Here is a 16699-nt window from a genome sequence, read left to right on the forward strand (position 1 = left end):
AGTTCAGATGACTGACATTTCAGATATGGCCGAGGCCTTTCGCACCGCCTTTCGCAATCATCCGGCAGGGGTCGCGATTTTGACGGCGATGACACAGACGGGGCCCGTTGCGATGACGGTCAGTTCCCTGATTTCCGTCAGTGCCGTGCCGCCGGTGATTGCCTTTTCGCTGTCCAATCAGTCCGGCACCGCTGCCGCTCTTTTGACGGCACAGACCGTGGTGATCCATTTCCCACGCTACGAGGATCTTGATCTGGCCAGTCTCTGCGCCAGGCCGGGAGAAGCCCGTTTTGGCGCAGACAGCGATTGGGAAACTCTGCCGACGGGGGAGCCACGCTATCGCCAAATTGGCACATGGTTTCGGGGCGAAATCCAAACGCGCCTGCCGCTTGAGGCGGCGACGCTTGTGACGGCACAGCTGCTTGAAGGTGTCTGTGCCGGCGCGACGACATCCCAAGGCTCCCAAACGCTGGTTTATCTGGATCGGCGTTGGCGAGGCCTTGGGCAAGAAGACCGCAGGAACGGTCCATCACTCACCTCATAAGCTGGCATCAAAAAGCCAGCATAGTTCAACATCTGACCAATAGGGATCTCTCATGAAACACTTCGCACACAGCCTCGTTCTTGGGGCACTCACAACCTGCGCCGCTTTGCCAGCATTGGCCGTTGACGTCGCGCCGGGCGATTACGCCATTCTGCCGTCTGGCACCACTGTCGGCCTGCTTTACCTCCAGCATTCCCGAGCGACGGAGTTGAACTTTGGCGGGGTTGATGTGCCCGCCTCTGAGGTCACCGCCAATGTCGCGGTTTTGCGGGGGTTGCACTACACTCAGATCGGCAATGAGCCGGTTTTGTTTCAAATGGTTTTGCCGATGGGTGGTTTTGAAACGGCTCAGATCGGCGGGGCGGCACAACCCACCTCCGAAGGCCTTGGAGACCTGACATTCGGGGCCAGTTATTGGCCCGTCAAACCCTCCAACCCGGAAACCGGAACGACGGTTGGTGTCACGGCATTTTTGACCGCTCCAAGCGGGTCTTATGAGTTTGGCGAAGTCTCTTTGGGCGGCGGGACATGGGTGTTCACCCCACAAGTCGCGCTCATTCAGGGACTGGGCAATGGTGTCTATCTTGATGCCATCGCAGACGTCGCCTTGAGCATGGATCATACCGAAAGCGGCGTGGAGGTGTCGCGCGATCCCGCCTCTCAGGTGCAGGTCGCCTTTCGCAAACAATTTGGCCAAACCAAATCGCTCTCTGTCGGCTATTCCGGCCAATTTGGCGGCGATATCAATTATGACGGTGTCTATTCGGGCCTTAAAACGCGCCGCGATCAGGTCCGCGTTTATGCCAACAGCTTTTTAAGCCCGACCGTTCAAGTGCAGGGCATGTTGGCCAAGGACCTCAATGTGGAAGACGGGTTCAAAAACGACGTTGTCGCGGAAATCCGCTTTCTCAAACTGTTCTGATCGGACCAACGGCGCGCGGGCGTTGCCGCGCGCCACTGACGCGTTTTGCCGCCCTTACCCCAATGGAGACCAAGAATGCTTGGACCTAGCGCACATGTAGACACGTTTTGCCGGGACAATCTTCCGGCACCCGAAGACCAACCCGACTATTTGCTAGACGCTTTCCCCTATCCCGACCACATGAACGCGGCCTATGAGCTCACCGACCGGATGGTCGAAAAGGGCTTTGGCGATCGTGTCGCCTTGGTCGGTCAAGGCCGCAGTCGCACCTATGCGGAACTGGCCCAGTGGAGCAGTCAAATCGCCCGTGCTCTTGTCGAAGACTATGGGATCAAACCGGGGCATCGCATTTTGATCCGCTCGGCCAATACGCCCGCGCTTGTGGCCTGTTGGCTTGGCGCGACCAAGGCGGGGGCGGTTGTGATCAACACCATGCCTATGATGCGCAAGAAAGAGTTGATGCAATATCTGGACAAGGCACAGGTGCAATTGGCGCTGTGCGATCTGCGGATGTTGGATGAACTTGAGGCCTGTTTGGGCGATAGCGCAACTTTGGAACATGTTGTGTCATTTGACGGCACGGCGGGGTTCAATGGGGCTCTTGATCACATGGCCGCCCGTCAATCGACGGAGCCCTTTTGGGTCAAAACCGGGCGCGATGATGTGGCGCTTTTGGGGTTTACCTCCGGGTCGACCGGCGTGCCCAAAGCGACGATGCATTTTCACCGAGACCTTTTGGTGATCGCGGATGCCTATGCCAAAGAGGTGCTCAATGTGCAGCCCGATGACATTTTCGTCGGATCGCCACCTTTGGCATTTACCTTTGGTCTTGGCGGTTTGGCGATCTTCCCGCTGCGCTTTGGGGCCTCTGCGGTCTTGCTTGAACAGGCGGGGCCGGCGCAGTTGATTGAGATCATCGAGCGGCATAAGGCCACAATCTGTTTTACCGCACCCACCGCCTATCGGGCCATGCTTTTGGCCATGGAAGAGGGGGCCGACCTGTCAAGTTTGCGCTGTGCAGTCTCTGCCGGAGAAACGTTGCCACCGCCGGTCTTTGAAGCCTGGGTCAATAAAACGGGCCGCGAAATCCTCGATGGGATTGGCGGAACGGAGTTGCTTCACATCTATATATCGAACCGATTTGGCTCGGCACAACCGGGCTCCACTGGCACACCGCTTACGGGCTATATCGCAAAAATTGTCGATGATGAGATGAACGAAGTCCCGCGTGGCACGCCCGGTCATTTGGCCGTGAAAGGTCCGGTGGGCTGTCGTTACTTAGAGGATGCACGGCAGACGACGTTCGTGCGAGATGGGTGGAACCTCCCCGGCGATATTTTCACTCAAGACGAAGCCGGGGCCTTCCACTTTGCCTCGCGCTCGGATGATATGATTGTGTCGTCCGGGTACAACATCGCGGGTCCCGAAGTTGAATCCGCCTTGCTGGCCCACCCGGATGTTTTGGAATGCGGTGTGATCGGTGTCCCCGATGAGGCCCGCGGTGCGATCGTACAGGCGCATGTTGTGCTTCGGGATGGCGTGGCGGCCAATGAAAGCACCGCCATGGAATTACAGGAATTCGTCAAGGCGACCGTTGCGCCCTATAAATATCCGCGTTCCGTGATTTTCACCACTGCGTTGCCGAAAACGGAAAGCGGCAAAATCCAACGCTTTCGGTTGAAACAAAGCGAGGATTGTGCGGGCGCATTCACTCCGAATGAGGATGCACCCGATTGAGAGCCCCGTGGCGTCCTCCCTGTTTTTTCTCTGTTGGATCAGTCGTATATTCAATGAGATAACTTAGAAAAGTTGTTCCCCGCATCAGCGGGTGACAGGGACGTGCAAGCCAACCTGCCATTTCGCGAGTAAACTTATTGGTTGACAGCACGCCCCGGCATTTCGTTAATACCTCTACGTCAGGGGAGTCCCGCCCAAGGGACTGAGAGGCTGATTGACGGTGGGGAACCCCCACCCGAGGTGACGCGACCCTTAGAACCTGACCCAGTTGATGCTGGCGTAGGAAGACCGAAGGGCATTTCCGTACACCTCTATCACGAGGGCGGTCCTTTCGGGCCGCTTGGCCCATTTGCGTTTGCGCGCATGGGCGGTGGTCCATGTCTGCTACCCGTTTCACTTGGGTCTCATCGTTATGAGGAGACCGAAATGAAAGACACGATCCCGACAATCACCACAGGGGCTTTGCCCGCCTCACAAAAAATTCATCTTCATGGCCAGATCCATGAGCTGCGCGTGCCGCTGCGCGAGATTTCGGTGACGGGCGAGGCCCCATTGCGGGTCTATGACAGCTCCGGCCCCTATACCGACCCGGCGGTGCAGATCGAGATTTCCGAAGGGCTTGCCGATGTGCGCGGCGGCTGGCTTCAGGCGCGCGGAGACATTGAACAGTATGAGGGGCGGGTGGTGACAGATGCCGACAACGGCTTTGTGACTGGCACCCGCTTGACCCCCGCTTTCCCGAAGCGCCGCGATCCGCTGCGCGCCGTTGGCACGCGCGCCGTGACGCAGTTGGCCTATGCCAAAGCCGGGGTGATCACGCCTGAAATGGAATTCGTTGCCATTCGCGAAAACGAAGGCCGAATGGCGGCCTATACCCGCGATGGCGATCCGATGGGGGCGGAGTTGCCCGATCTGGTCTGCCCAGAATTTGTTCGCCAGGAAATCGCCGAAGGCCGCGCGATCATTCCCGCCAATATCAACCACCGTGAACTTGAACCGATGATCATCGGCCGCAATTTCAAGGTCAAGATCAACGCCAATATCGGCAATTCCGCCGTTACCTCCTCGATGGAAGAAGAGGTGGAAAAAATGGTTTGGGCGATCCGGTGGGGCGCGGATACGGTGATGGACCTGTCCACCGGCCGCAACATCCACAACATTCGCGATTGGATCATCCGCAACGCGCCGGTTCCGATTGGCACCGTGCCGCTCTATCAGGCGCTCGAAAAGGTCGGTGGGATTGCCGAGGACCTGACATGGGAGGTGTTCCGCGACACGCTCATTGAACAGGCCGAACAGGGCGTCGATTACTTCACCATTCACGCCGGTGTCCGGCTGCACATGATCCCGATGACCGCCAAACGGGTGACCGGGATCGTGTCGCGTGGTGGGTCGATCATGGCGAAATGGTGTTTGCATCATCACCGTGAAAGTTTCCTCTATGAGCATTTCGAGGAGATATGCGACATTTGCCGGCGCTATGATGTCAGCTTTTCGCTGGGCGACGGGCTGCGTCCCGGTTCCATCGCCGATGCCAATGACGCCGCGCAATTCGCCGAGTTGCGCACGCTTGGGGAACTCACGAAAATCGCTTGGGCCAAGGATTGTCAGGTGATGATTGAAGGCCCCGGCCATGTGCCGATGCACAAGATCAAGGCCAATATGGACGAGCAGTTGAAACATTGCCACGAAGCGCCGTTTTACACGCTCGGGCCGCTGACGACCGACATCGCGCCAGGCTATGATCATATCACCTCCGCCATCGGTGCGGCGATGATCGGGTGGTTCGGCACGGCGATGCTGTGCTATGTGACGCCTAAGGAACACCTTGGCCTGCCGGACCGCGACGATGTCAAAACCGGGGTCATCACCTATAAACTCGCCGCCCATGCCGCCGATCTGGCCAAGGGTCATCCCGGCGCACAGTTGCGCGATGATGCGCTGTCCCGCGCCCGGTTCGAATTCCGCTGGGAGGATCAATTCAACCTCGGTCTTGATCCCGACACCGCGCGCGAAATGCATGACGAAACCATGCCGAAAGAGGCGCATAAAGTGGCGCATTTCTGTTCCATGTGTGGGCCGAAATTCTGTTCGATGCAGATTTCCCATGACATCCGCGCCGAGGCCGAAAAGCAGAACGGCATGGTGGCCATGGCCGAAAAATTCCGCGAGGGTGGCGCACTTTACCTGCCGACAGACGACAGCGCGAAGGAACCGGCGGAATGATCTCGGTTCTGGGATCGGGCGTGGTGGGGTTGTGCGTTGCCACCGCGCTGCATGAGGCGGGGCATGAAATCGAAGTGATCGCGCCCGAACACAGCCCGCCCCCCGTCTCATGGCTCGCGGGGGGGATGCTTGCGCCCTTTTGCGAGGGTGAAAGCGCCCCCGAGGTGATCGTCACGCGCGGACAATCGGCGGTGGATTGGTGGACCGCGCATGTCCCTGATGTGGTGCGGCGCGGGACGCTTGTGCTCGCCGCGCCGCGCGATGCGGGGGAACTGGACCGCTTTGCGCGCGCAACACGCGGGCATGGCTGGGTTGCGCCCGAGGCGCTTGAACCCGCAGTATCAGGGCGATTTGCGCGTGGGCTTTTCTTTGCGGCAGAAGCGCATCTCGATCCCCGCGCTGCGCTCACCGCCTTGCGCAGGCGGCTTTTGGCGGTGGGAGTGGCGTTTCGCGACGGCGCCCCGCGCGGGCGCGTGGTGGATTGCACGGGGATCGCGGCCCGCGCGGCTTTGCGCGATCTGCGTGCTGTGCGTGGTGAGATGTTGGAACTGCACGCCCCGGATGTGGCGCTCACCCGGTCCATCCGCCTGCTGCATCCGCGCTTTCCGGTCTATATCGTGCCACGCGGCGCGGGGCGTTACATGGTCGGGGCCACGATGGTCGAAAGCGATGATGCGGGCGGCATCACGGCGCGGGCTGTGATGGAATTGCTGTCGGCGGCCTATACCGTTCACCCCGGTTTCGCGGAGGGCGAGGTCATCACAACGGCGGCGGGGCTGCGCCCGTCCTTTCCAAACAATCTGCCCGCCATCCGGCATGTCGGCGATGTGATCCACGTCAATGGCATGTACCGCCACGGGTTTTTGATGGCGCCGGCGCTCGCCCTTGATCTTGTGTCCGTTTTGGCAAAGGAGCCGGCCCATGCGCATTGATCTGAACGGTGCATCCTATGAGACGGCTGCGCCGACACTGGCCGATTTGATCGTGGAAACCGGTGTGGAGGCGGCGGCGGTCGCCACCGCGCTCAACGGGCGGTTCGTGCCCTGCGCTGCGCGGGCATCGACCCCGCTCACCCAAGGCGCAAAGGTTGAACTCCTTGCGCCGATGCAGGGAGGATAGAATGTTTTACGGCACAGACCTCAACACCCGTTTGATGCTCGGCACGGCACAATACCCCTCGCCCGAGGTGCTGCGCGCGGCCATTTCGGCCTCTGGCGCGGAAGTTATCACCGTTTCGCTGCGCCGCGAAGGGCCGGGGGGCACGGGTTTTCGCGACATTCTTCAGGACAGCGGTTGCCGGATTTTACCCAACACCGCAGGGTGCCATACGGTGCGCGAGGCCGTGACCACCGCCCATATGGCGCGCGAACTGTTTGGCACCCCTTGGATCAAGCTCGAAGTGATTGGCCATGCCGACACGTTGCAGCCCGATCCTTTTGCACTGGTCGAAGCCGCCCGCATTTTATGTGCGGAGGGGTTCGATGTCTTTCCCTACACGACCGAAGACCTGATCGTCGGGGAGAAATTGATCGAGGCCGGGTGTCGCGTGTTGATGCCATGGGGTGCGCCGATTGGCTCGGGGCAGGGGCTGCGCAACATTGGTGGGCTGCGCGCCATGCGGGCGCATTTCCCGCAGGTGCCTTTGGTGATCGACGCCGGCATCGGCGCGCCATCTCAGGCGATGCTGGCCATGGAACTGGGCTTTGATGCGGTGCTGTTGAACACCGCCGTGGCCAAGGCGCTTGACCCGGTGACGATGGCGCGGGCCTTTGCTCAGGCGATCACGGCGGGACGTTTGGCACGGGAGGCGGGCCTCATGCCTGCGCGCGATATGGCCCAGGCATCCACGCCGGTGTTTGGCATGGCGGAGTTGCTGGCATGAGACTTGATCCGTTTTACCTGATCGTGGGCCATGTCAGTCAGATCGAATTGCTCGTCCCCCATGGGGTTCGCCTCGTCCAGCTTAGGATCAAAGATCAGTCGGATGCGGAAATCCGCCGTCAAATCCGCCGTGCCCGCGACTTTTGCGCCGTGCATCGCGCCCAGCTTGTGATCAACGATCACTGGCAAGCGGCACTCGATCTCAACTGTTCCTTTGTTCATCTGGGTCAAGAGGACATGGACAGCGCGGATTTTGCCGCGCTGCGTCGTGCGGGGGTTGCCGTTGGCCTGTCCACCCATGATGAGGCCGAGCTTGAGCGCGCACTGTCGTTTGATCCGGCCTATGTGGCGCTTGGTCCGGTCTATCGAACGCTCCTCAAAACGATGCCATGGGGGCCGCAAGGGCTGGATCGTGTGACCGATTGGAAACGCGTGGCGGGCGACGTGCCGCTGGTCGGGATCGGCGGGCTGACGACCGAACGATTGCCGGGGCTGTTTGCCGCCGGGGCGGACAGTGCCGCCGTGGTGACGGATATCGCACAGGCACCTGATCCCGAGGCGCGCTGTTGCGACTGGATCAGGGCCACGGAGGCTTGGCGATGAGCCGCTATGCAAGGCAGGAAATCCTACCCGAAATCGGAGCCGCAGGTCAGGCCCGGCTGGCCGCTGCGCGGGTTTTGATGGTGGGGGCGGGCGGGCTTGGGTCCACCGTTTTGCCGCTTTTGGCCGGGGCGGGGGTCGGGCAGATCGACATCGTCGATCCCGATCACGTGGAGGAAAGCAACCTGCACCGTCAGACCCTGTTTCGCATGTCTGATCTGACCCAACCCAAGGCCGAAGCTGCCGCACACAGTCTTGCGGCGCTCAACCCCGAGGGGCTCTTTATCGCCCATGTCACCCGGCTCGATCCGGGCAATGCCCCCGATCTGATGGCGCAGGCGAATCTGATCGTCGATGCCGCCGACAGTTTTGCCACAAGCTATGCGCTCTCCGATCTCTGCCTTACGGCTGAACGCCCGTTGATCAGCGCCTCGGTTTTGGCGCGTCAGGGCTATGTTGGCGGATTTTGCGGTGGCGCGCCCAGTTTGCGCGCGGTGTTTCCCGACCTGCCCGCCCGGCTTGGAAGCTGTTCGGACACGGGCGTGATGGGGCCGGTCGTCGCGATGCTCGGCGCGCTTCAGGCACAGATGGCGCTGTCGGTTCTGTTGGGCCTAAAGCCTTCGCCTTTGGGACAGCTTTTGTCGCTCGATCTGGCGCAGTGGCATGTGAGCGGGTTTCGCTTTGACGGCGCGCCAGAACCGGATGCGGTGCCGGAAATTTTGGCCCCCGCGCATATCGTCCCGGAGGATTTGGTCATCGACCTGCGGGGTCGCGCCGCAGCCGACCCACACCCCGCGCCGGGACAGCGCGTGGTTTTTGTCTGTACGTCTGGTCTACGGGCATGGCGGGAGGCCAAACGATGTGCTGCGCTTGGGCATCACCGGGTTGCCATCGTTGGAGATGGGCAGTGAGCGGGGCCGTGCTCTGCATCGGAGGTCTGGATTCAAGCGGCGGGGCGGGGGTGTTGCGCGACAGTGCGACGGTGCACGCGCTTGGCGGTACTGCGCGCGTTGCCGTCACGGCGGTGACCGCCCAAAGCGACCACGCCGTCACCGCCGTGCACGCCGTCCCGTCCAAGGTTGTGACGGATCAAATCGACATCGCCGGTCCGGTGAGCGCGGTCAAAATTGGCATGTTGGGCACGGTGGGCATCGTCGAGGCGGTTGCCGCCACTTTGCCCCGTGCGCCTTGCGTTCTGGACCCGGTGCTGATGTCCAGTTCGGGTCACATGTTGCTGGACGACCCTGGGGTCACCGCCTTGTTGGAACGGCTGTTGCCAAAGGTCGACCTTTTGACACCGAACGTGCCGGAACTGGTCGCTTTGGCGCACCGCCTCGGCGTCCCGGAGGGCGATCATAGCGCCTGTGTCGAGCGACTTTTGCAACGGGGATGTGGGGGGGTTCTGGTCAAGGGGGGACATGCGCAAGGCACCGCCAGCGTCGATCACCTGTATCGCCGAGACATCCCGGTTGTGGCCTTCACAGCGCCGCGGATTGACGCCACGCTCAGAGGGACCGGGTGCCGATTGGCCAGTGCCATCGCGGTTCATATCGCACAGGGTGCCAGCCTTGTTGATGCGATCACCGCAGCAAAACACCATGTCCATGGTGAGTTGGTGTTGGCGCGTGACGTGGCGACCCAGCCGAGGTTGTGACATCGCCGGGCGGGTAACGCCAAATGTTTTTCTCCACCAGAAAAGAAAAGGCGGCATCCGGGAGGAGGGGACGCCGCCAATGTTCCGGACCGGTTCAGGGAGGAGGAGACCCGATCACATGACTTAAGATAGGGGCGATGCTGCAACTGCGCAATAGTTGCGCCATAAAATTCTGCATTGCAGCATTGTGTGGCAGCGTCAAGTGGTTGTGGGCAGGGGTTTTGAATGGTCGATGTCAAGGGTGTGCCTTATCCGAAGGCTGTGATGGTGTACGTGGTGTTTTTCTCTCTCCGCCATGCCATTTCCTACTGCGATCTCGAAGAGGCCATGGCCCGTGCGCGGGGTGAAGGTCGACCACGTCACGCTGAACCGTTGGGTGGTAAAGTTTGCGCCACTGATTGCGGTACAAGCGCAGGCGAGGACGCGGCCCACGGCGACATTCTGGCGGATGGATGAGAGCTACATCAAGGTTAAAGGCAACTGGACCTACCTCTATCGGGCCGTGGATCGGGATGGCCAAACCCTTGATTTCATGCTTTCAGTGGGGTCAGGAGGCAAAAGCCAAAGATGCGTGCCACTCAACCAAACGTGGCAACACCATTGGTTTTCAATTCGGCAGGATGACACGAATGGTACATCCCTCGGTGTCGGGCAGGACGATGGCGCGACCGTTGTGGCTTCGCGCGATGTCTTGCACGATTGCCAAGCCCAGGCCGCATCCTTGCAACGTGTCGGGGTCGGCGCGGAAAAACCGATCAAAGACCCTCTCGCGCAGGGGATCGGAGATGCCGGGCCCGTCATCCGCAACCTCAAGCCAAACCTCAGTCGCAAGAAACCGCAGGGTGACGGTGATGGTCGGGGTTTCTCCCGCGTAAGTCACGGCGTTGTCGAGCAGGTTCATCAGCACTTCGTTGATCAAAATGCTGTCCGCCTGTATCCATCGCCGCTCTCCCGTCACCTCGTAGATCACCGCCACACCTTGCGTGATCACCCGCTCTGCGAAACTGCGAGTCGTGTCCTCGACCGCTGTGGCAATATCAATTGGGCTTGCGAGGCTGCGCATTTTGCGACCTCTGACACGTTCCATTGAGAGGAGCTGATGGGTCAGCCGACCCGTCCGGCGCGCCACATCCGCGACATCGGCGATGCGTTCGCGCAAAACCTTCTCGGTCGGGGCGGTCATCGCCGCCTCGGCCTGCGCTTGGATCGCGGCAATCGGATTTCGCACCTGATGTGCTGCGTCCGAAATGAAGGCGTCGCGCAGGGCGAAGGCGGTGTTGAGCCGGGTGAACAGGCTGTTCATCGCCTCGACGAGGGTGGTCAGCTCCTCTGGCACCCATCGGCGGATTGGCTTGAGATCATCGGGGGTGCGGGCCAAAATGGCCCCTTCCAATTCGCGTAAAGGCCGCAAGCCAAAAGTGATCCCGAACCAGACTGTCAAAGCCGCGGTCGAGACCAGGATCGCGAAATAGAGCATGGTTTGAAAGATCAGATCATGGCTCAGTGCCTTTCGCTGCGAAACCGTCTGCCAGACCTCAACCGTCGCCAATCCTTTGCCGCCGTTCTCGTTCACATAGTCCTGCATGATCAATGCGCGCACCGGGACGCCATTGGCAACGCTGTCATAGTAGTTGGGTTTGCCCGGTGCCAGTGCGGTAGAAAAGGAGGAAATCGGGGCATCGGAATAGCCGGTGACATAGGCCCCGTTCGGCCCCGTGACGCGGTAGAATATCTCATCTCCCAAGGCGCTTGTCATGGCATTCAAAAGCTGGATCGTGAGCATGTCACCCTGCGACTGCATCACATCGCGGGAGATCGTGAGCGCGATAGAATAGAGGGTGTTGTCATAGACTTGCCGCGACACATTGGTGAATTGGAGATACCGCGCAACGCTTGCAAGAATCGCAACCAGCACAAGCGGCGCAACAATCATCAAAAACAGGCGCTCGCGCAGGGCCAGACGGCGGAGGCGCAGTTTCACGGTTTTTCCTCGTCAAGCATATAGCCAAGGCCGCGGGCGGTTCGAATGAGAACACCGGAGCCGTCCAGTTTGCGCCGCAGTCGCGACACCAAAAGTTCAATCGCATTGGAATCAATCTCGGCACCGGTGCCATAGAGCGTGTCAGAGATCCGGTCGCGCGAGATGATCCGGCCACGGTTGTCGAGCAGGCATTCGAACAGGGCCAACTCACGCCGTGGCAGCTCCAGATCCCCTGCAGGACCCTGTAATGTGCGGCTTTGAGAGTGATAACGGAGCGCGCCGATCTCTGTTGTGGGGGATTGCAAAATCGGCCTGCGGCGGGCCAAGGCGCGCACTCTTGCGATCAGTTCCGCCATTTCGAAAGGCTTCACCAAATAGTCGTCCGCCCCCGCTTCAAGCCCCATCACCCGCTCGGATGTCTTGCCCATGGCAGTCAGAATCAACACCGGAATCGTATCACCTCGCTGACGAATTTCGCGCACAATCGACAGACCATCCTGTCCCGGCAAGTTGACATCAATGATCGCAACGTCAGGGTTCTCTTGGCGCAGGAACGCAGCGCCATCAATTCCGTTCGCGATCCAGTTCACCCCAAGGCCTTGATCCTCAAGGGAATTTTTTATTCCCTTTGCTAAATTCTCATTATCTTCGATGATTGCAATACGCATTTCGCCTCGGACAGGATTTGGACAGGTTGGCTGGCTATAACCCTAACAAGGCGCGCTTGAGAGGAGAAAGCAAGGGCGTTGTGATCGCTTAAACATCGGCGATCAAAAATGCAGAATGGGAGGACGACACGTGACCGATTTTAAAATGACCCGCCGCAAAGCGTTGGGCATGGCTTTGGCGACCGCTGGTGCGATGATGACATCGCCGGCTTGGGCCGAAGTGGATTTTTCTGGAAAAACAATCGAATGGATCATTCCGTTCTCGGCGGGTGGCGGATCGGATACATGGGCGCGGTTCAACGCACCTTTGCTGTCTAAATATTTGCCGGGTCAGCCGACCGTTGTTGTCGTCAACGAGCCCGGTGGTGGATCGACAAAAGGGGCAAACCTGTTTGCTGTGCGCGCCAAGCCCGACGGCTTGACCCTGCTTGGGACCTCGGGGTCTACGCAATTCCCGTATCTGCTCGGTGATCCGCGCGTCAAATACGAATATAAAGACTGGAAAATCGCCATGGCCGCGCCAACCGGCGGTGTGGTCTATACCTCGCCGTCAACCGGCGTTGAAACCGTGGCAGATCTTGCAAAGCTGAAAGATCAAAAGCTCACATATGCAAGCCAAGGGGCCACCTCGCTTGATCTGGTGCCGTTGCTTGGGTTCAAACTTATGGGTTTGGATGTGCAGCATGTGTTCGGGTTCAAAGGGCGCGGCGATGGCCGTTTGGCGTTTGAACGTGGTGAAACGAACATCGACTATCAAACCTCCTCGGCCTACATCAAAAACGTGCTGCCTTTGGTCGAGGCCGGACAAGCTGTTCCGCTGTTTTCTTGGGGGGTGTTGGACGAGGCTGGCAATATCGTCCGCGACCCGAACTTCCCGGATATCCCGAGCTTCCCCGAAGCCTATGAGATGTTGACGGGCATGGCACCCGAAGGCGACGATTACGATGCCTTTGTGGCCTTCTTCATCGCGGGGTTCCCGGCTCAGAAAATGGCGATTCTGCCAAAGGACACGCCAGACGATATCGTGGCGGCTTTCAACGTGGCCTTTGAGACAATGAAGCAAGATCCCGAATATCTGGCGAATAAACAAGCTGTCCTCGGGTCCTACGAGCAGGTCACAGGCGGCAAAGCAGAAGGGCTGTTTGAAATGGGCACGACCATTTCGCCGCAAAACCGCAAGAATGTCGTCGATATGCTCGGCGCGCATTATGGCGTGAAGCTCGGCGAATAACCCCAAAGCCGGGTCAAACGTCGGGGGTGATCGCAAGTCTGCCGTCACCCCCCCCTTTCCCCACACATATACACTGAATTTCCCCGGAGGACTTCCCCGTGGCCGATACCCTATTGGCAGCGCTCTCTGCGCTTATGACTTTCGACCATCTGCTTTACATGCTCATCGGCGTGACAGTTGGACTCGTAATCGGGGTGATCCCCGGATTGGGCGGCATCGCCGGCCTCTCTTTGTTGATGCCCTTCCTGTACGGGATGGACGATATTTCTGCTCTGGCGATGCTGATCGGCCTCGTTGCGGTGATCCCCACATCGGATACGTTCTCTTCCGTGTTGATGGGGATTCCCGGCTCCTCGGCCTCGCAAGCGACGGTGCTCGACGGGTTCCCACTTGCCCGCCAAGGCCAAGCGGCACGGGCGCTGTCTGCGGCTTTTATCTCGTCAATGTTTGGCGGGATATTCGGGGCCGTCGTGCTGACTGGTTTTGTCGTTGTGGCGCGGCCCTTGATCTTGATGTTCGGCTCGGCTGAGCTGTTCATGCTGGCGCTGTTCGGCCTGTCGATGGTGGCGGTTTTGGCCGGGCGTTCTTTGGCAAAAGGTCTCGCGGCCTGTGCGGTGGGTTTGCTGATCGGTTCGATGGGGGGAGCACCCGCAACGGGTGAGTTCCGCATGACCTTTGGCTTGGGCTATCTGTACGACGGCATTCCTCTTGTCGTGATTGGTCTTGGTCTGTTTGCCGTCCCCGAGATTTCCGATCTTCTGCGCCGCAACGCCTCGATTTCGGATCGCCCGCCGCTTGGCTCTGGCTGGGCAAAGGGATTTCGCGATTGGTATTCCAACATTTGGCTGTCCATCCGCTGTTCGGGCATGGGCTGTATGATTGGCGCCATTCCCGGGCTTGGCGGTTCGGTGGTCGACTGGATCGCCTATGGGCACGCAGTCCAGACCTGCAAAAACCCTGAAAATTTCGGCAAAGGCGATCCGCGCGGTGTTGTGGCCCCCGAGAGTGCGAACAACGCGATGCAGGGCGGGGCTTTGCTGCCGACGATGCTGTTCGGCATTCCCGGATCGGGGTCGATGGCGGTGTTTTTGGGCGGGATGGTGCTTTTGGGCATGGAACCCGGACCTGCGATGGTCACCACAAACCTCGATATCACCTATTCGGTGATCTGGTCCCTGGCGCTTGCCAACGTGATGGGCGCAGGAATCTGTCTTTTGCTCGCAATCCCGATCTCGCGCCTGACCCAGATCCGCTTTCCCTTGCTGGCACCGTTCATGATCACGCTCATCTGCTTTGCCGCGTTCCAGGCGACCCGCGACATTGGTGATCTTTTGGCGCTCCTGTCTCTGGGTTTGCTTGGCATTTTGATGAAACGCTTCGCTTGGCCGCGCCCTGCGATGCTGATCGGCTTCGTGCTGGCCCCGCAATCCGAAACCTATCTGTATCAAGCGGTGCAGTTCTACGATTGGTCCTTCGTGACCCGTCCGGGCGTGATCATCATCGGTTTGCTGACACTCGCCTCGGTGATCTTTGGTATCCGCAAACGCGTGGATGACACCGGACATGTCGTTTCGGCGGCCAAAGATACCGACGAACACGAAGGCCGTTGGACCAGCCGTGCTCCGCAAATCGTCTTTGCGCTGATGATCGTCGGACTTTTGATCGTCGGGCTGAAGGATGCGCTTGACCAAAGTTTCCTTGCCGCCGTCTTCCCCGCCTCCGTGGCTGTGGTGGGTTTGGCGATGGCCCTTTGGCTACTGCCGGAACTGATCGGCGGGCATCGTGGTCACGTCTCGCATTACGACAGTGAATTGGATGGTGAGACGGTCGGCAAAGCCGGAATCGGTGGGCTTTGGGGCGGGGCGCTTTGGATCGGCGGGCTGGTTCTGGCCTCCGCGCTGATCGGCTTTTACCTCGCGATGATCCTGTTCTTCGTGGCGTTCCTGCACGTGAGGGCGCGGGCCAAGCCCCTTCAGACGCTGATCATGACGGCGGCAGCGGCGGGCTTTATCTTGCTGATCGCCAAGATGCTCTCGCTCAATTTCCCCTCGGGTCTGGCGCAGTCCTATCTCGATCTGCCGTGGCCCTTCCGCTGATCCCACATTGACCTGCCCTCCGATGCTGTCGGGGGGCACACTCATTTTTGCCGAAGGTGTGACATGACCCAAACTGCAATCCCCTATCTTCTGTTGCGCGGCGGGACCTCGCGCGGGCCGTATTTTAACCGTGCTGATCTGCCCAAAGATCGCGACACGCTGTCGGGCGTTTTGGTCGCGGTCCTCGGTTCGGGGCAAAAGCTCAATATTGATGGCATCGGTGGCGGCGCTGCGGTGACGACCAAGGTCGCGATGTTGTCGAAATCCGATGTGCCAGAGGTCGATATCGACTATTTCTTCGCCCAGGTGTCGGTCGAGGATCGGCTCGTTGATTACAAGCCGACCTGCGGCAATATCCTCTCGGGTGTCGGCCCTGCCGCAATCGAGATGGGCCTGATCACGCCGACCGGTGACGAGACATGTGTCCGCATCCGGTCGGTCAACACCGGCGCGCGGGTCGAGGCGGTCGTATCCACCCCGAACGGGCGCGTGAGCTATGAGGGCGAGGCGAAAGTTGACGGTGTGCCGGGCACATCAGCTCCGATTTACCTGAATTTTATGGATGTTGTCGGCTCTGCCACGGGGGCGCTTTTGCCCACGGGCGCGGTGCGCGATGTGATCGACGGGATCGAGGTGACATGTATGGATGTTGCGATGCCGATTGCGATCGCACGCGCCTCTGACTTTGGCCTGACCGGATATGAAAGCGCCGAAGAGCTGGACGCGAACCGGGCGTTTTACGCGCGGATGGAGCCGATCCGCCTTGAGGCGGGCAGGCGTATGGGGATGGGGGATGTGTCCAAATCGGTGACCCCGAAATTTGCCCTGCTGGCCGCGCCCCGCCATGGCGGTACGATCACCGCACGGTATTTCATGCCGTGGAATTGCCACCCGACGATGGCGGTGACCGGCGCGCAATGCCTTGCCTCTTGCGTCCTGACCCCCGGCACCGTGGCCGAAGGATTGTTCGCGCCCCCCTCCGGCAGCCCCGCATTGGTGCGGATCGAACATGCGAGCGGCGAAATTGACGTGACCGTTGACTATGCCTCGGATGACACGGGCTTTCATCTGAAATCTGCGGGCCTGCTGCGCACCGCACGTCTGCTTGCGCGTGGCGAAGTTTTCGTGCCTTCTTCGATCTGGGACGGCAAAGCGTAAA

The 16699-nt window shown here is 59.9% G+C and carries 15 protein-coding genes, 1 pseudogene and 1 riboswitch; of the genes and pseudogenes, 14 read left to right on the forward strand and 2 right to left on the reverse strand.

The features are described from left to right. The first annotated feature begins 7 nt into the window (after nucleotides 1–7). The 11 genes and pseudogenes from BLT54_RS16335 to BLT54_RS16385 form a co-directional block, all read left to right on the forward strand. Nucleotides 8–544: a flavin reductase family protein gene (locus BLT54_RS16335; RefSeq protein ID WP_074646360.1), complete on the forward strand. Its 537-nt coding sequence runs from the start codon at nucleotides 8–10 to the stop codon at nucleotides 542–544. Between the two features lie 52 nt (nucleotides 545–596). After that, nucleotides 597–1466, forward strand: coding sequence for a transporter (locus BLT54_RS16340; protein ID WP_074646361.1), 870 nt, complete (start codon nucleotides 597–599; stop codon nucleotides 1464–1466). Between the two features lie 75 nt (nucleotides 1467–1541). Continuing rightward, complete coding sequence (locus BLT54_RS16345) at nucleotides 1542–3203, forward strand: AMP-binding protein (RefSeq protein WP_074646362.1); 1662 nt, start codon at nucleotides 1542–1544, stop codon at nucleotides 3201–3203. A 171-nt stretch (nucleotides 3204–3374) separates the two neighbouring features. Then, nucleotides 3375–3506: riboswitch (TPP riboswitch) on the forward strand. A gap of 123 nt (nucleotides 3507–3629) precedes the next feature. Beyond that, entirely contained in the window at nucleotides 3630–5429 is a 1800-nt protein-coding gene (gene thiC / locus BLT54_RS16350) for a phosphomethylpyrimidine synthase ThiC (protein ID WP_074646363.1), read from the forward strand. Then, the gene (locus BLT54_RS16355; protein ID WP_074646364.1) at nucleotides 5426–6361 is read left to right on the forward strand and encodes an FAD-dependent oxidoreductase; all 936 of its coding nucleotides are present in this window, start codon (nucleotides 5426–5428) and stop codon (nucleotides 6359–6361) included. Before thiC ends, BLT54_RS16355 begins: the two co-directional genes overlap by 4 nt. Continuing rightward, nucleotides 6351–6548, forward strand: coding sequence for a sulfur carrier protein ThiS (thiS, locus tag BLT54_RS16360; RefSeq protein WP_074646365.1), 198 nt, complete (start codon nucleotides 6351–6353; stop codon nucleotides 6546–6548). The genes BLT54_RS16355 and thiS overlap by 11 nt, the downstream gene beginning before the upstream one ends. A 1-nt stretch (nucleotide 6549) precedes the next feature. After that, the gene (locus BLT54_RS16365; RefSeq protein WP_074646366.1) at nucleotides 6550–7311 is read left to right on the forward strand and encodes a thiazole synthase; all 762 of its coding nucleotides are present in this window, start codon (nucleotides 6550–6552) and stop codon (nucleotides 7309–7311) included. Next, complete coding sequence (locus tag BLT54_RS16370; RefSeq protein WP_074646367.1) at nucleotides 7308–7913, forward strand: thiamine phosphate synthase; 606 nt, start codon at nucleotides 7308–7310, stop codon at nucleotides 7911–7913. The genes BLT54_RS16365 and BLT54_RS16370 overlap by 4 nt, the downstream gene beginning before the upstream one ends. Then, nucleotides 7910–8821: a HesA/MoeB/ThiF family protein gene (locus BLT54_RS16375; RefSeq protein ID WP_074646368.1), complete on the forward strand. Its 912-nt coding sequence runs from the start codon at nucleotides 7910–7912 to the stop codon at nucleotides 8819–8821. Before BLT54_RS16370 ends, BLT54_RS16375 begins: the two co-directional genes overlap by 4 nt. 8 nt (nucleotides 8822–8829) lie before the next feature. Next, nucleotides 8830–9564 carry a bifunctional hydroxymethylpyrimidine kinase/phosphomethylpyrimidine kinase gene (gene thiD, locus BLT54_RS16380; protein ID WP_245708038.1) on the forward strand — a complete coding sequence of 245 codons (735 nt, stop codon included), beginning with the start codon at nucleotides 8830–8832 and terminating at the stop codon, nucleotides 9562–9564. 225 nt (nucleotides 9565–9789) lie between these two features. Further along, nucleotides 9790–10105 (forward strand): annotated as a pseudogene (locus BLT54_RS16385) (IS6 family transposase); the annotation flags it as partial. Nucleotides 10106–10171: 66 nt separating this feature from the next. Here the strand turns inward: BLT54_RS16385 and BLT54_RS16390 are convergent. Then, nucleotides 10172–11545 carry a sensor histidine kinase gene (locus BLT54_RS16390; RefSeq protein ID WP_083351875.1) on the reverse strand — a complete coding sequence of 458 codons (1374 nt, stop codon included), beginning with the start codon at nucleotides 11543–11545 and terminating at the stop codon, nucleotides 10172–10174. Beyond that, complete coding sequence (locus tag BLT54_RS16395) at nucleotides 11542–12213, reverse strand: response regulator transcription factor (protein ID WP_074646370.1); 672 nt, start codon at nucleotides 12211–12213, stop codon at nucleotides 11542–11544. The genes BLT54_RS16390 and BLT54_RS16395 overlap by 4 nt, the downstream gene beginning before the upstream one ends. A 130-nt stretch (nucleotides 12214–12343) precedes the next feature. Here BLT54_RS16395 and BLT54_RS16400 point away from each other — a divergent pair, with 130 nt between their 5' ends. The 3 genes from BLT54_RS16400 (at nucleotide 12344) to BLT54_RS16410 (ending at nucleotide 16698) form a co-directional block, all read left to right on the forward strand. Then, on the forward strand, nucleotides 12344–13444 hold the full coding sequence (locus BLT54_RS16400; RefSeq protein ID WP_143026861.1) for a Bug family tripartite tricarboxylate transporter substrate binding protein: 1101 nt from the start codon (nucleotides 12344–12346) through the stop codon (nucleotides 13442–13444). Nucleotides 13445–13578: 134 nt separating this feature from the next. Next, nucleotides 13579–15540, forward strand: coding sequence for a tripartite tricarboxylate transporter permease (locus tag BLT54_RS16405; protein WP_425429339.1), 1962 nt, complete (start codon nucleotides 13579–13581; stop codon nucleotides 15538–15540). 63 nt (nucleotides 15541–15603) lie between these two features. Beyond that, nucleotides 15604–16698: a 4-oxalomesaconate tautomerase gene (locus BLT54_RS16410; RefSeq protein ID WP_074646372.1), complete on the forward strand. Its 1095-nt coding sequence runs from the start codon at nucleotides 15604–15606 to the stop codon at nucleotides 16696–16698. Nucleotide 16699: the final 1 nt, after the last annotated feature.

It is taken from the genome of Celeribacter baekdonensis (assembly GCF_900102315.1).
GTDB classification, from domain to species: domain Bacteria; phylum Pseudomonadota; class Alphaproteobacteria; order Rhodobacterales; family Rhodobacteraceae; genus Celeribacter; species Celeribacter baekdonensis.